The organism is Pandoraea commovens, assembly GCF_024704525.1.
In the GTDB taxonomy this organism is placed as follows: domain Bacteria; phylum Pseudomonadota; class Gammaproteobacteria; order Burkholderiales; family Burkholderiaceae; genus Pandoraea; species Pandoraea commovens.
In genome coordinates this window covers 2351177-2366863 of sequence record NZ_CP102780.1, presented here as the reverse complement: position 1 = coordinate 2366863, position 15687 = coordinate 2351177, and the positions used below count along the sequence as shown (strand labels likewise).

Here is a 15687-nt window from a genome sequence, read left to right as displayed (position 1 = left end):
GTCTTGCTTGTCGTGCTGTTTTTAGTTCTTGAACGGGTGGCGCAGCAGGATCGTTTCGTCACGATCCGGGCCGGTCGACACCATATCGATCGGAATACCGCTCACTTCCTCGATACGCTTCAGGTAGTTCTGCGCCTGAACCGGGAGTTGATCCCATTGCGTCACGCCAACGGTGCTCTGCGTCCAGCCCGGGAAATCTTCGTAGACCGGCTCGCAGCGGGCCACATCCACCGCGCCGCGCGGCAGAATGTCGATCGCCTTGCCGTCGATCTTGTAACCGACGCACAGACGCACTGTTTCGAGACCATCGAGCACGTCGAGCTTCGTCATGCACAGACCGGTCACACCGTTGATCTGAATCGAACGCTTAAGCGCAGCCGCATCCATCCAGCCCGTGCGGCGCGGACGGCCCGTAACCGAACCGAATTCCTTACCCACCGTCGCGAGTTGCAGGCCAATAGCTTCCTGACGGGCGGGGTTGTCCGCGTCGTACAGTTCGCTCGGGAACGGACCGGCGCCAACACGCGTGCAATACGCCTTGGTGATGCCGAGCACATAGTGGAGTTGTTGCGGACCGACACCCGCGCCAGCCGAAGCAGCACCTGCCACGCAGTTGCTGCTGGTGACGAACGGATACGTACCGTGATCGATGTCGAGCAACGTGCCTTGCGCACCTTCGAACAGCAGCTTCTTGCCTTCGCGATTAACGGCGTAAAGCTCCTGCGACACGTCGGCAATCATCGGACGCAGACGTTCGGCGTAGCTGAGCATCTTGTCCAGCGTTTCCTGGAAGTCGACAGCCGGCGCGCCCAGATACTGTGTCAGGACGAAGTTGTGATAGTCGAGGTTTTCGCGCAGACGTTCAGCAAACGCCTTCGGATCGAACAGATCCTGCACGCGCAGTGCACGGCGGCCAACCTTGTCTTCGTAGGCCGGGCCAATGCCACGACCCGTCGTGCCGATCTTGCCCGCGCCGCGACGTGCTTCGCGCGCCTGGTCGATGGCAACGTGGTACGGGAGAATCAGGGTACAGGCTTCGGAAATGCGCAGACGGCCGCAAACGTTCAGGCCAGCGCTTTCGAGCTCTTCGATTTCCTTGAACAGGGCTTCGGGCGACAGCACCACACCGTTACCGATGTAGCACGTGACTTCCTTGTGCATGATGCCCGACGGGATCAGGCGCAGAATCGTCTTCTTGCCACCGATGATGAGCGTATGTCCGGCATTGTGGCCACCCTGGAAACGCACCACGCCTTGCGCGTGATCGGTCAGCCAGTCGACGACCTTACCCTTACCTTCGTCGCCCCATTGGGTTCCGATAACGACGACGTTGCGTCCCTGATTCAAAGCATTGCCGGACATAACAATAGTTGGTTTGGTTAAAAACGTATTCTACCCGTGTTGGCGCAGGGGAGTGCCGCTTTTTTCAGCGAATTCACCGGGGCGTCACAACCCACTGGCCATTTTTCTCGACAAGGACGCGGTCTCCCGTGAACTCCTCGAAATCCTGATCGTGCCCAGGCAGCATGCGGATCACAACTTCGCCCGCGTCGCGCAGACTGTCGATCTTGACGCGCAGGCCCGGCACATCGTCGGCAGGAGCCAAAATCGCGTTACTACGTGCTTCCACCGGCGAAATTGCCGCCAACTCACGCAAATCGAGCGAAAAACCGGTCGCCGGGCGGTCACGCCCGAACGCTTGCCCCACTTTGTCGTAGCGCCCGCCGCGTGCAATCGCGTTGGGAATGCCGTCGACATACGCCGCGAACATCACGCCGCTGTGGTACTGATAGCCACGCAAGTCCGCCAGATCGATCGACAGCACGGCCGGACCGTCCTTGCTTTGCGACGCCGCCAGATAAGCCAGATCGTCCAGCGCGGCCTTCACACCCGGCAGATCCGGCAAGACCTTACGGGCGCGCTCCAGCGTGTCCGCCGGGTCGCCATACAACGTGGTCAGACTCAGCAAGGCGTCGCGCACGTGCGCCGGCAGTTCGCGCGTCAATTCCTGCAACTGAGGCACATCCTTCGTCGCCAATGCACCGAACAGCTGGCTTTCGATGGCTTCTGCAGCCGGCACGCCTTCCAGCAGCGCCTCAAGCACGCCAGCGTGGCAAAGATCGATACGAATCTGCTTCAGGCCGGCGAGTTGCAGGCAGAACAGCAGCAATTCCTGGATTTCGAGATCCGCCTCGAGACCGCTATGACCGAAGATTTCGGCGCCGATCTGAAACGGCTCTCGGGTCGCCAGCAAATTACGCGGACGGGTGAACAGCACGCTACCGGCATAGCACAGACGCGTCACGCCCTTGCGGTTGAGCAAGTGGGCGTCGATACGGGCGATCTGCGGGGTGATGTCGGCGCGCAGGCCCATCGTGCGCCCCGAGAGCTGATCGACGAGCTTGAACGTGCGCAGGTCGAGGTCGTGGCCGGTGCCGGTCAGCAGCGACTCGACATACTCGAGCATCGGCGGCATAACGAGCTCATAGCCGTACGTACGGAAACGATCGAGCATCAGTCGGCGCAGATCTTCGATCTTGCGCGCCTCGGACGGCAGCACGTCGGCGATATTTTCGGGAAGTAGCCAGTTCGGCATGGGTATTTCGGAATTCAGACGGCGCGTGAAAGCGCCTTTTAGTAATCGGCCAGCAGCATCAGAATCAGCCCCAGCAGGACGGCGGCCAGGCCGAAGAAGCGAATCTGGCCGGACGGCATTTCCGTTATTTTACGAAAACTTTGCCGCCACCGTTCCGGCGCGGCAAACGGAAACAATCCCTCCACGATCAGCATGAGGGCAAAAGCGAGAATTATCGTGCTGCTGGTCACAGGAGGGCTCGGCCAAAACGCCACCGCCCGCGTTGACGCGGGCGGTGGCAGCTACTCGGATGTCAGAGGCGCTATTTTCCCGCTTTTCCGGCTGACGCGCCAGCACCACCGGAACTGCGCATAAATCGGAAGAAGTCGCTGTTCGGGTCGGCGATGATGACGTCCTTCTTGTCGCGGAAGGTCGCCTTGTACGCTTCGAGGCTCTGATAGAACTGGGCAAACTGCGGATCGCGGCCAAACGCCTGAGCGTAGATGCCGGCGGCAACGGCGTCGCCCTCACCCTTGACCTGCTGCGCCTTGGCATATGCCTCGGCGACCACCACATCACGTTGACGATCGGCGTCGGCACGAATCTGCTCGGCTTCGGCCGCGCCCGTCGAACGCAGTTCGTTCGCCACGCGCTTGCGCTCGGCGGCCATCCGGCTATACACCGAATCGCTGATACCGGCTGCCAGGTCCACACGGCGCATGCGCACGTCGACAATCTCGATACCGACTTGCGCAGCTTCGTCGCCCACCTTCTGCTTCACCCATTGCATGACCTGATCACGCTGCGTCGAGACCACTTCGGTCACGGTGCGCTTGGTGAACGCTTCCTGCAACGCCGAGCGAATCTGCTGCGTCAGACGATCCTGAGCGAGGCGGTTGTCACCCTTGAAGCTCACATAGAACTTGCGCGGGTCGATGATGCGCCACTTCACATACGAGTCGACGATCAGGTTCTTCTTCTCGGCCGTGATGAAGCGTTCCGGCTCCGGGTTGTCGATGGTCATGATGCGCTTGTCCAGATAAAGCACGGTCTGGAGCGGCGGCGGCAATTTGAATTTCAGGCCGGGTTGGCTGTAGACATCCTTGATCTCGCCAAGCGAGAACACCACGGCATAACGGCGCTGGTCCACCACGAACATGGTCGAGGCGAGCACGATCAGCAAAACGATCAGCGCGACGATAACGGTTCCAATACGGTTCATGCGCTTATCCCCTTAGCGTGAATCGCGGTCGCGGTTGCGCAGTGCCGCGCGCGATCGATCATGGTCGACATCACTGCTGTCGCTCGCGGCGGGCGCACCTGCCGCAGCCCCCGTGCCTGCACCGGATGCCGGTGCCGGGGTCGATGCGTCGCTACGCGAACGCTCCATGATCTTGTCCAACGGCAGATACAACAGGCTGTTGTTCTTCGAATCCACCATGATCTTCGTGGTGCGCGAGTAGATCTGCTGCATCGTATCGAGATACATACGCTCGCGAGTCACACCCGGGGCCTTGGCGTACGCCTCCTGCACCGACTTGAAGCGATCGGCATCGCCTTGTGCCTGCGACACGACACGCGCCTTGTAACCGGCCGCCTCTTCCGTCAGACGCGACGCCGTACCCTTGGCACGCGGAATCACGTCATTGGCATAGGCTTGCGCTTCGTTCTTCGCGCGCTCGAGATCCTGCCCGGCCTTCACAGCGTCGTCGAACGCTGCCTGCACCTGCTCGGGCGGCTGAACGCTTTGCATCGTCACGCTCGTGACGAGAATGCCCGTCTTGTAGCTATCCAGAATGCGCTGGATCGACGTGACGAGTTCGTTCGCGATCTCTTCACGACCGGCGTAGAGCACGAAGTCCATCTTGCTCTTGCCGACGATCTCACGCACGGCCGTCTGCGCAGCCAGATTCACCGACGATTCGGCGTCCACGTTATTGAACAGGAATTCGGTCGCGTCCTTGATGCGGTACTGCACGGCGAAGCGAACATCGATGATGTTCTCGTCGCCCGTGAGCATCGACGAATCCTTCAGATCGGTATCGCGAATCGTGTTCGAGCGGCCGATTTCCACCGATCGGATCTGCGACATGTTGACGATTTCGACCGACTGGAACGGGTACGGCAAGCGCCATTGAATACCCGAGGTGGTCGTGTACTTGTACTTGCCGAACTGGGTGACGACACCGACCTGGCCTTCCTGGACGATGAAGACGCCCGTGGCCAACCAGATCAGGAATGCCAGCGCGACGACAACGCCCACGCCGATCCCCGAACCACGCGAGCCACCGGAGAAATTGCTCGAGCCGCCATTGTTACCGCCTCCACCGTTCTTACGGCCGAAGATACGGTTCAGACGGCGATTGAAATCGCGCCACAGTTCGTCGAGATCGGGGGGGCCATCCTGCTGCGGTCCTTGCGGTCCGCGCGGCGGCTCCTTCTGATCCTGCGAATTCGGATTGTTCGCACGATCGGGGCGGTTCGGCTCCTGATTGCCGGACGGCGAATCGCCGCCGCCGTCCCGCCCCCAGCGCGGGTCGTTCAGGGAGAAAATCAAGCCAACTCGTCGCATCAAAGCTCTTGGAAGCATAGGTAGAAGCGTGGTGACTGAAGCGGGTTGGGCGTTGCGACCGGCGCGCCTCATATCGGAGCGCGCATGCTGCCGGTTCGCGCGTGTTTCCCGAATCTGGTTTGCCGATCGGTGGCCTTGCCCGGCCTCCGTCTAGTCTCTTGCCAGTTCGTCACCCGAGTCGAAGCGTGCTGCCGGTGTTCCCCGTGGCAACGCGCCCTTCACGGTGCGACGTCTCGTGTTATCTGTCTTCTGCGCGCGGCACATCGTCCCAACGGTCGATGAGCCGGACATCGGGCGCTTCGTGCTGCGATTGTAACCCACCAGTGCCAGCCACAACCGCCTCGCTGATGGCCTCGCGCAGCAGGTCGAGGCCCTGGCCGGTGCGAGCGCTCAAGAAGACTCGCGTAATGCGCCCGGCCTCGTCCCGTTCGATTCTCGGCCCTTGTGCGGCCAGTTCCGGCACCGCGTCGATCTTGTTCCAGACGAGAATCTGCGGGATCTCGGCCGCGTCGATCTCCGCCAAAACGGCGTTGACCTCGGCCATCTGCTCCTTGCGCACCTGACTCGACGCGTCCACCACATGCAGCAGCATGTCGGCGTGCACCGTCTCCTCAAGCGTCGCCCGGAATGCCGCCACCAACTGGTGAGGCAACTCGCGGATGAATCCGACAGTATCAGACAGCACGATGTTCCCGAGTTCACCAAGATAAACACGACGCGAGGTCGTATCGAGCGTGGCGAACAACTGATCCGCAGCGTAGGCGTTGGCTTTCGTCATCGCATTGAACAGCGTGGATTTGCCCGCGTTCGTATAGCCCACCAGCGAGATCGACATCGTGCCGCTGCGCTGACGCGCCCGGCGTTGCGTATCGTGTTGACGCTGAAGTTTTTCGAGTCGAATCTTGAGCGACTTCACGCGTTCGCCCAACAAACGACGGTCAGTTTCCAACTGCGTTTCACCCGGACCACGCAGACCGATACCACCCTTCTGACGCTCAAGGTGAGTCCAGGCGCGCACGAGGCGCGTGGACAAATACTGCAGCTGTGCGAGTTCGACCTGCAGCTTGCCTTCATGACTCTTCGCACGTTGGGCAAAGATATCGAGGATCAAGCTGGTACGGTCCACCACGCGGCATTGCAGGAGGTGTTCGAGGTTACGCTGCTGGCCAGGTGTCAGCGCGTGATTAAAAATCACCAGTTCGACGTCGAATTCGGCGATGGCTTCGCGTAATTCTTCTGCCTTGCCGCTGCCGATGAATAACTTGGCATCCGGGCTATGGCGACGGCCGGTGATGGTCACGACAGGCTTGGCGCCTGCGGATTGCGTCAGAAGGTCGAGTTCTTCGAGACTGGCTTCGAAATCGAGTTTGCCGAAATCGACGCCGACGAGCGCGGCATTGATGGTCAAGCTACGCTGGGATTGGGAATTGGGACTGTTGGACAAGAGCGGGCGGTGGGGAAGAGAAATTCGCCCGGCCGGAGACTCCCGGTCGGGCGAGCCTGAATCAGGACTGCTCGGCTTCCGGATGGAAATTCACCGGACGCGCAGGCACGACCGTCGAAATGGCATGCTTGTAAACCATTTGAGTGACCGTGTTGCGCAGCAGGACGACATACTGGTCGAACGACTCGATGTTTCCCTGCAGCTTGATACCGTTGACCAGATAGATCGAGACGGGAACATGCTCCTTACGCAAGGCGTTCAGAAACGGGTCTTGTAGAAGTTGCCCTTTGTTGCTCATAAGTTACTCCATTGTATTTTTAGCAAATGACCGTAAGCCAGGGCGTGTGCGCGCTTCCCACCCTGACTTCCACACTATAGCCGATTTTGCTAGCGTCGCCAGCAAAACCCCGCCCCAGGCGGGCTTTCACTCGCCCTTGGCGTAAGGGTTCGCGCTGTTGCGGAACTCTATGCGTAATGGAGTGCCCTTCAACTTAAAAGTTTCGCGGAAACGGTTCTCAAGGTAACGTCGATAGCTATCGGTCACGCCATCCAGACTGTTCCCGTGAATGACGATGATCGGCGGATTCGAGCCGCCCTGGTGGGCATAGCGCAGCTTCGGACGCGAGAAGCCCGCACGCCGCGGCTGCTGGTGCTCCACGGCCTCGATCAACGCCTTCGTGAGCTTCGGCGTAGGCAACTTCGTCATCGCTGCAGCGAACGCTTCGTCCACCGAACGCATCAACGGACCAATGCCCGTCGCCTTCGCGGCGGAAATGAAGTGGAAGTTCGCAAAACCGAGGAATTTGAGTTTTCTCTCCAATTCCTGTTTCGCCTGATCGCGGGTGTATTCGTCCAGGCCGTCCCACTTGTTCACGCCCACGACCACCGCACGGCCCGACTCCAGAATAAAGCCGGCAATATGCGCATCCTGATCGGAAATATCCTGACGCGCGTCGAGCATGAGGATCACGACGTTCGCATCGGCAATCGATTGCAGCGTTTTCACTACCGAGAACTTCTCGATGGCTTCGAACACTTTGCCGCGACGGCGCAGACCCGCCGTGTCGATCAGCGTGTAGTTCTTGCCCTGACGCTCGAAGTCGATGTGAATCGAATCGCGCGTGGTGCCCGGCATGTCGAACGCGATCACGCGCTCCTCGCCCAGCAGCGTGTTGACCAACGTCGACTTCCCGACGTTCGGACGGCCGACGATGGCGATCTTCACACGGCCATCGTGCTTGTCCTCGTCTTCGTTCTCGTCCGGATTCGCATAGAACGGCGCGAGGGCTTCGTCGATGACTTCCTTCACACCGTCACCGTGCGCGGACGAAATCGCCAGCGGATCACCCAGACCGAGTTCGTAGAAGTCGTTCGCGACCGCGGAGTACTTCATGCCCTCGGCCTTGTTGACCACGAGCATGATCTTGCGCCCCGTCTTGCGCAGATAGTCGGCGATGATCTGGTCTTGCGGCGTCAGGCCCTGACGGCCGTCCACGATATAGATCACCACATCGGCTTCGACCACGGCCTGACGCGTCTGCTTGGCCATCTCGTGGAAGATGCCCTCCTTGGCCACGGGTTCGAAGCCGCCGGTATCGATCACCAGATACGGATGCTCGCCAACACGCCCCTCGCCATAGTGACGGTCGCGCGTGAGCCCGGGCATGTCGGCAACGAGTGCGTCGCGCGAGCGGGTCAAACGGTTGAATAGCGTCGATTTGCCGACGTTGGGGCGCCCTACGAGCGCGATCACGGGTTTCATGAATAAGCCCTAAAAACGAAGACGGCCGGCGCGCTGCCGGCCGTTCCCGGAAAATGCCCGGGTGCTTGCCGGTTACCGGTTATTCCGGACGGAAGCCATAAATGTTGCCGTCGCGGGTTTGCACAACCAGCGTCTGACCGGCGATGACCGGTTGCGCGCTGATGGCTCCGCTCAGCTTGACGCGGGCGAGGAACTCGCCGTTGTCGCGAGACAGGAAATGCAGATAGCCTTGCTTGTCGCCCACGACCACCACACGGCCGAGCGCCAGAGGCGCCGACAGGTCGCGGTACTTGAGCTTGTCGTTCTGCCACAGTGTACTGCCATCGGCAGCGTTGAACGCGTACACGGCGCCATCGGTGTTGACCGCAGCCACCACACGCTCGTCCTGCGACACGCCGTTCGGTGACGAGAAATCGCGCGCCCACAGACCGTTACCGGTCTGCACATCGGCGCAACCCACGCGGCCCTGGAACGTCGCGCCACACACCTGACGACCGAACACGACCGGCGAGCCCGTGACGTCATTCACACGCTCGACTTCCGTCACACCCTTCGGGTACGACAACGGCGTGATCCACTGCGGATTGCCGGTATTGGCGTCGAGCGCCACCATCTTGCCACCCGGGAAGCCCGTGATGATCGAACGATCACCCACGAACGCCATGCCGGTGCCGGTACGCAGCGTAAGCGACGTTGCCGGTTGCGAGTACGACCAGCGCACCGAACCCGTGCCCGAATCGAACGCGGTCACACGGTTGTTGATGGCACGCACCACCACCAGACCACGCCCCACCAGCGGTGCCGTCAGCACTTCGCTGCCGGCATTCGCCTTCCACGATTGCTTGCCGTCGTGATCGAAGGCAATCACATCGCCCTTGTGCGTAGCGACCACCGTCGTTTCGCCGTCGCTGCCCGGACCTGCGGTGATGTTCGTATCCGCCTTGGCCGACCAGTTCGACGCTCCCGTTTCCGCATCCACGCGCACGATGCTGCCGTTCGCGCCAGCCGCAAACACGGCATTGCCCACGGCAACCGGCGCAAAGCTGTAGGCGCCGGCCTTGCCAACGCTTGCCGTCCACATCTGCTTGACGGTCAGCGCCTGCTTGATCTCCGTGAGCGGCGTGGGCTCATGCGCCGGCTTGGTGCCGAACAGCCCGCAACCACCCAGCGTGCCCAACACTGCCAGCGTCAGCACAGCGGTGCTCGCGCGCTTGAAAATGCCACGGCGCGGCGAAACCGTCTGGGCGACCTGCACGGACTGTGACATGGCCATCGTTTGCGGCATCGATCGACGGAAGTCGTTAAGGATCATCATGTACCCGGTTATGCGTTATGGGAGGGTAATACTTGCCAACGGAATGCCGACGCGCGTCAGGCCCCCAGCGCGTCGAGCTTGAATTGCACGAACTGGCGCATGCCCGAATCCTGCTTATCGAGCTTATCGAGCGCCAGCTTGTAAGCGGTCCGTGCGTCGGCCACCTTGCTCTGAGCGACGAGCACATCGCCGCGGCGATCGGCAAACAGCGCAGCGTACGGTGCCGGCGGGTTGTCGAGCATCTTGAGCGCTTCGTCGTAGGCCTTCTCGTCGAGCAGCACGCCCGCCAGACGCAGCTTGGCCAGTTGCTTGTACTCGTCGTCCTTGGCGTTCGACGCAGCCCATTGCAGTTGTGCCTTCGCGCCTGCCGTATCGCCGGCATCAGCCAGCGTCTTGGCGGCGAGCAGCGCGGTCATCTGCGCATACGGCGTGCCGCTGAACTTGCTTTCCATATCAGACGCGATTCGGGCAACCTTCGCCTTGTCGTTCGCATTGACGGCCGTTTCCAGTTCGCCATACAGCACGCCGGCTTCCACCGCCTGCTTGCGCTCGTAATAGCGCCACAGGTTCCAGCCGCCATAGGCCAGCATGATGACGACGAGCGTCCAGATAACGTAATTGCCGTACTGCTTCCACCAGGCCTTTACGTTCTCGATCTGTTCCTGTTCCTCGTGATAGCTGCTCATTCGCCGGGGTTCTCCGTGTCTGGCGTCGTGGATTAATGAAGCGTTTCGTTGCCTGCGCCGCCATCGGCCAGGCTTTCGTTCACGCTCTCGTCGGCACTGGCGACGATAGCGTCGATCAGATACTCGGCGAGGCCGTCGAACGGCACGCTAGTCTGGTTGTTCGTCTGCTCGGCGGCACGCAGATGCTTGACTTCGGCAGTGCCCGACGCCACTTCGTTCTCACCGATGATGACGGCGAAGTTGGCACCGCTCGCGTTCGCGCGCTTCATTTGCGACTTGAAGCTGCTGCCGTTGCCGTCCGGGCTGCAATGGAACACGACGTTCAGACCGGCATCGCGCATGCGCTCTGCCGCAATCAGCGCCGGTGCCACGGCCGATTCGCCCTGGTGCACAACGTAGACGTCAGCGCCTTCGGCCTGCGGCACGAGATCGTCTTCGCGCAGCAGTTCGAGAATACGTTCGACGCCCATCGCCCAGCCGCACGCCGGCGTAGCATCGCCGCCCAGTTGCTCGATCAGCGGGTCGTAGCGACCGCCACCGGCGACCGTGCCCTGCGCACCCAGCTTGTCCGTCACCCACTCGAACACGGTCAGATTGTAGTAATCCAGACCGCGCACGAGACGCGGATTGATCGTGAACGGGATGTTGTTCGCCTTGAGCAGCGATTGCACGCCCTCGAAGTGCTTGATCGACGCTTCGCCGAGATAGTCGATGAGCTTCGGCGCACCTTCGACCATTTCCTGCATCGCCGGGTTCTTCGTATCGAGCACGCGCAGCGGGTTCGTGTAGAGGCGACGCTTGCCGTCTTCATCCAGCAGATCGACGTGCTTTTCGAGATAGGCGATCAGATCGGCACGGTGACGCGCACGCTCTTCGCCCTGCCCCAGCGAGTTCAGTTGCAGATGGATACCGGTCAGACCGAGATCGTCCCACAGACGCTGGCACATCAGAATGATTTCGACGTCGGCATCCGGGCCCGCCAGACCGAGCGCTTCCACGCCGACCTGATGGAACTGACGATAGCGGCCGCGCTGCGGCTTTTCGTGACGGAACATCGGACCGAAGTACCACAGACGCTTCGGACCACCGTACAGCAGATTGTGTTCGAGCGTTGCGCGAACCGCTGCCGCCGTGCCTTCCGGACGCATCGTGAGTTGTTCGCCGTTGAGCGAGTCAGTGAAGCTGTACATCTCTTTCTCGACGATGTCCGTCACTTCACCGATACCGCGCGTGAACAGTTGGGTCTGCTCGAGGATCGGCGTACGGATCTGCTGATAGCCGTAGGCGCGCAACATGGCGCGCACCGATTCCTCGAAAAACTCCCACAGGGCTTCGTCCTGCGGGAGGATGTCGTTCATGCCTTTGACCCCGGCCAGTTTGGCGAGGCGATTCTTCTTTGCGTCAGTCATATTCTCTTGTGTTCTGCCTGCGTCCCTGCGACGCGCTGCTCACGGTGTGTCGGCGCGCCTTGTGAAGCCCGTGCATGTCAACTCAGGCGCCGACTTAGGCGGCCACTGCACCTTCCGCCTGACCGTAATGCGTCTTCACGTAATCGTCGACGATCTGCTGGAATTCCTCGGCGATGTGATCGCCACGCAGCGTGCGCACCTTTTCGCCATCGACGAAAACCGGCGCAGCCGGCGATTCGCCCGAACCTGGCAAGCTGATGCCGATGTTCGCGTGCTTCGATTCGCCCGGACCGTTCACGATGCAGCCCATGACCGCGACGTTCATGTTCTCGACGCCCGGATATTGAGCCTTCCACACCGGCATTTGTTCACGCAGGTATGTCTGAATATTCGATGCCAGCTCCTGGAACACCGTGCTCGTCGTACGGCCGCAACCCGGGCAGGCAATCACCATCGGTGCGAACGCACGCAGCCCCATCGTCTGCAGGATTTCCTGCGCCACAACGACTTCGCCCGTACGCGCGCCGCCCGGTTCCGGCGTCAGCGAAATACGGATCGTGTCGCCGATACCTTCTTGCAGTAGCACCGACAGCGCAGCCGTCGAGGCGACGATACCCTTCGAGCCCATGCCCGCCTCGGTCAACCCGAGGTGCAGCGCATAGTCGCAACGCTTGGCCAGTTCGCGGTACACCGCGATCAGGTCCTGCACTGCGCTGACCTTGCACGACAGCAGAATCTTGTCGGCAGCGAGACCCACTCGCTGCGCCAGTTCAGCCGATTCGAGCGCCGACGTGATCAGCGCTTCGTACATCACGCTCTGCGCGTCCCACGGCGTGGCACGTGCGGCGTTTTCGTCCATGATGCGAGCGAGCAACGACTGATCCAGGCTGCCCCAGTTCACACCGATACGCACCGGCTTGTCGTACTTGATCGCCATCTCGATCATTTGCGCGAACTGCGTGTCGCGCTTGGCGCCCTGCCCGACGTTGCCCGGGTTGATGCGGTACTTCGACAGTGTCTCAGCGCATTCCGGATAGTCGGCGAGCAGCTTGTGGCCGTTGTAATGGAAGTCGCCCACCAGCGGCACCATCACACCCATGCGATCGAGTTGCTCACGAATATGCGGCACGGCAGCGGCCGCTTCCGGCGTATTCACCGTGATCCGCACGAGTTCGGAGCCAGCCTGCGCCAGTTCCTTGACCTGAATGGCCGTACCGATCACGTCCGCCGTGTCGGTGTTGGTCATCGATTGCACGCGAATCGGCGAATCGCCGCCAACCGTCACCAGTTGACCGCCCCAGCGAATCCCGACTTTGCGGGACTGACGGCGGGGTGCCGGACCACCGATGATCGGCATGCATTCTACAGAAGCCATGATTACCCTCTTTCGGTCTTACTGGAGCGTCAGACGCGCCACGTTGCCCGCATTACGGGACTTGATCTCGACCGGTTGACCGTTGAATTCCAGCGATTCGACGCCCGCGACGTTACCCACAACGATCTTGAGCGGCGCATCGCCCGTAATTTCCTGTTCGGCACCTGCACGCATTAGTTGGGAGAACAGCACCTTGCCGTCCTTCGAACGCACTTCCACCCAACTGTCTGCCTTCAGATGCAACGCAATCTTGCCATTACCCGGCGTACCGGCGCTCGACGCCTTCGTCTCGGCCGGTGCCGCGGGTGCGGCCACGCTCGTCGCGGCCGCAGCACTCGCGATCCCAGCGACCACGTGCGTCGGATCGACGGCAGCGATCAGGCCTGGGCCTGCAGCCGCCGCACTGGCCGATGCGTCATTGACCGTGCTTTCTGTATTACCGTTGTTCGCCGCATTGGCGACGATCGTGGCGGCACCGCCTTCTGCCCCCGGCGGCGTGCCGTTGGCGTCGGCGACCACTGGCTGACTCGCCGGCTCAGCGGCATCTGCCGCACCTTGTGCCGACGCACCGCTCGCCAGATCAGCCGCCTCGATGCTCCCGCGCCCGGCTTTGTGTGCATTGCCGAAGTACCATGCAGCCCCCGCGATCACGACCAGCGCAGCCAGTGCCCAGGGCCACTTCGCCTGAGACGCTGCGACCGGCGAGCGGAAACGCACCGGACTCTTCGGAATGCTCGGTTGCCCAGACTGCGGTTGCGGAATATCGATGGGGACCGGCGCCGTGCCGCTCACGCGACGCAGCGATTCGATCATCGGCTCGGGGTCACCCCCGACCATGCGCGCGTAGCTACGCACCACACCCTGAATAAACGGCATTTCCGGCAAGGCATCCCACTCGCCGGCTTCGAGACGCTTGAGCTTCTGCACCGAGACCTTCAAACGCGCCGACACGTCTTCAACGGACATGCCACGCTTCTCGCGCAAAGCGGCCAGTTGCGCTCCCACTTGCGCGCCCAGCTCAGCCCATCCGGCAGGTGCTCCCTGCGGCAAGCCCTGGCCTTGAGCCCCGGTTTGCCCGCCTGCATCCGCCTGATTCTGGTTATCCATCGATACGCCCCCGTTCGTAAGCAGCCGCCCGCAGCGGCTGAGGATATGCTCGCGACAGTTTCGCTGCATCATCGCCCGTGCGCGCGGCGTGAAGATCTGCGCGGCGCATCGGGCGATTTTGCATGTCACTGACGAAATTGCGCGGAACGCGAAACGCGCCCCGCGCAAGGAATGCTTTAGTGCACAACTGATCCGACGCAAGGCATGGCACGTGCGGGGCCGACGGCCCTCGCCACGGTCCACGCCCGCCCATGCGCAGCCTCATACGCTACGCACCTCGACCGCGATTTTCCCGAATTTGCCGCGCTGTGCAAGCCGCGTGCGATCCTGCACTTCGCCAGCCAGCTGACCACAGGCGGCGTCGATGTCGTCACCGCGCGTCTTGCGCACCGTCGTGACGAGGCCTGCGTCGAGCAAAATCTGCGCAAATCGCTTGATTTGCGGATCCTTCGAGCGCAGCAGACCGGATTCGGGGAACGGATTGAAAGGGATCAGGTTGAATTTGCACGGCACGTCGCGCGTGAGTGCGACAAGCTCGCGCGCATGCGCTTCGGTGTCGTTCACACCGTCGAGCATGCAGTACTCGAACGTGATGAAATCGCGCGGCGCCACTTCCAGGTAACGCTCGCACGCGCCCATCAGTTCGCGTAACGGATATTTTTTGTTGAGCGGCACGAGCACATCGCGCAGCGCATCGTTCGGCGCGTGCAGCGAGACGGCAAGCGCCACGGGCAACTCCTGGCCCAGACGATCCATCATCGGCACCACACCGGACGTCGACAAGGTCACGCGACGACGCGACAACCCATAGGCGTTGTCGTCGAGCATCAGGCGCATGGCGCCGACCACATTGTCGAAATTGAGCAGCGGCTCGCCCATGCCCATCATCACCACGTTGGTGATCACGCGCTCGTTCTTACCTTCGCGCCCCAGATCGCGGCGCAATGCGAACTCGGCCATCCACAACTGACCGATGATTTCGCCAAGCGACAGATTGCGCGAGAAACCCTGCTTGCCGGTCGAACAGAACCGGCAGTTGACGGCGCAGCCCGCCTGCGACGAAACGCAAAGCGTGCCACGCGTCTCCTCAGGGATGTAGACGGTCTCGACGGCATTGCCGTTGCCCACGTCCAGCAGCCATTTGCGCGTACCGTCCGCCGACAGATGGTCGGTGATTGCGGCAGGCGCGGCGATGTGCGCGCGCGTTTTCAACTTCTCGCGCAGCGATTTGGCCAGATCGGTCATGCCGTCGAAGTCGGCGGCGCCCATCTGGTGGATCCAACGCTGGAGCTGGCGAGCACGGAACGGCTTTTCGCCGAGCGTGCCGCAATAGGCGGCCAGACCGTCCGGATCGTAATCAAGCAGATTCGTAAGGTTGGTCATGGCCCTGGTCCGTCAACATCCCTTCGGTAACTTCCTGCGATTGAGCGACTATACGCGGC

The 15687-nt window shown here is 61.5% G+C and carries 14 protein-coding genes; all 14 read right to left on the bottom strand.

Features of this window, described 5'->3' with window-relative positions; translation table 11 throughout:
• Positions 1–21: 21 nt before the first annotated feature.
• On the bottom strand, positions 22–1362 hold the full coding sequence (locus NTU39_RS11060) for an adenylosuccinate synthase (protein ID WP_150664934.1): 1341 nt from the start codon (positions 1360–1362) through the stop codon (positions 22–24).
• Between the two features lie 73 nt (positions 1363–1435).
• Positions 1436–2596: an ATP phosphoribosyltransferase regulatory subunit gene (locus NTU39_RS11055; protein ID WP_150664933.1), complete on the bottom strand. Its 1161-nt coding sequence runs from the start codon at positions 2594–2596 to the stop codon at positions 1436–1438.
• A gap of 38 nt (positions 2597–2634) precedes the next feature.
• On the bottom strand, positions 2635–2790 hold the full coding sequence (locus tag NTU39_RS11050) for a DUF2065 domain-containing protein (RefSeq protein ID WP_039403536.1): 156 nt from the start codon (positions 2788–2790) through the stop codon (positions 2635–2637).
• A 107-nt stretch (positions 2791–2897) separates the two neighbouring features.
• Complete coding sequence (gene hflC, locus NTU39_RS11045; protein WP_257959820.1) at positions 2898–3797, bottom strand: protease modulator HflC; 900 nt, start codon at positions 3795–3797, stop codon at positions 2898–2900.
• Between the two features lie 12 nt (positions 3798–3809).
• Positions 3810–5132, bottom strand: coding sequence for an FtsH protease activity modulator HflK (gene hflK, locus NTU39_RS11040; protein WP_150664932.1), 1323 nt, complete (start codon positions 5130–5132; stop codon positions 3810–3812).
• 253 nt (positions 5133–5385) lie between these two features.
• Entirely contained in the window at positions 5386–6549 is a 1164-nt protein-coding gene (gene hflX / locus NTU39_RS11035) for a GTPase HflX (RefSeq protein ID WP_425495021.1), read from the bottom strand.
• Between the two features lie 103 nt (positions 6550–6652).
• Positions 6653–6889 carry an RNA chaperone Hfq gene (gene hfq, locus NTU39_RS11030; RefSeq protein ID WP_010807283.1) on the bottom strand — a complete coding sequence of 79 codons (237 nt, stop codon included), beginning with the start codon at positions 6887–6889 and terminating at the stop codon, positions 6653–6655.
• A gap of 126 nt (positions 6890–7015) precedes the next feature.
• Positions 7016–8353, bottom strand: a complete 1338-nt coding sequence (gene der / locus NTU39_RS11025; RefSeq protein ID WP_150664930.1) for a ribosome biogenesis GTPase Der — start codon at positions 8351–8353, stop codon at positions 7016–7018.
• 79 nt (positions 8354–8432) lie between these two features.
• Positions 8433–9620, bottom strand: a complete 1188-nt coding sequence (gene bamB / locus NTU39_RS11020) for an outer membrane protein assembly factor BamB (protein WP_174984758.1) — start codon at positions 9618–9620, stop codon at positions 8433–8435.
• A 104-nt stretch (positions 9621–9724) separates the two neighbouring features.
• Positions 9725–10354 carry a YfgM family protein gene (locus NTU39_RS11015; protein WP_150664928.1) on the bottom strand — a complete coding sequence of 210 codons (630 nt, stop codon included), beginning with the start codon at positions 10352–10354 and terminating at the stop codon, positions 9725–9727.
• A 32-nt stretch (positions 10355–10386) separates the two neighbouring features.
• Positions 10387–11763 (bottom strand): histidine--tRNA ligase, encoded by a 1377-nt coding sequence (hisS, locus tag NTU39_RS11010; protein ID WP_046291602.1) that lies wholly within the window; start codon positions 11761–11763, stop codon positions 10387–10389.
• 94 nt (positions 11764–11857) lie between these two features.
• Positions 11858–13138: a flavodoxin-dependent (E)-4-hydroxy-3-methylbut-2-enyl-diphosphate synthase gene (ispG, locus tag NTU39_RS11005; RefSeq protein WP_039399076.1), complete on the bottom strand. Its 1281-nt coding sequence runs from the start codon at positions 13136–13138 to the stop codon at positions 11858–11860.
• 18 nt (positions 13139–13156) lie between these two features.
• Positions 13157–14245, bottom strand: a complete 1089-nt coding sequence (locus NTU39_RS11000) for a helix-turn-helix domain-containing protein (protein WP_257959819.1) — start codon at positions 14243–14245, stop codon at positions 13157–13159.
• A 261-nt stretch (positions 14246–14506) separates the two neighbouring features.
• A complete protein-coding gene (rlmN, locus tag NTU39_RS10995) occupies positions 14507–15628 on the bottom strand; it encodes a dual-specificity RNA methyltransferase RlmN (RefSeq protein WP_039399078.1) in 1122 nt (373 codons plus the stop codon).
• Positions 15629–15687 lie beyond the last annotated feature (59 nt).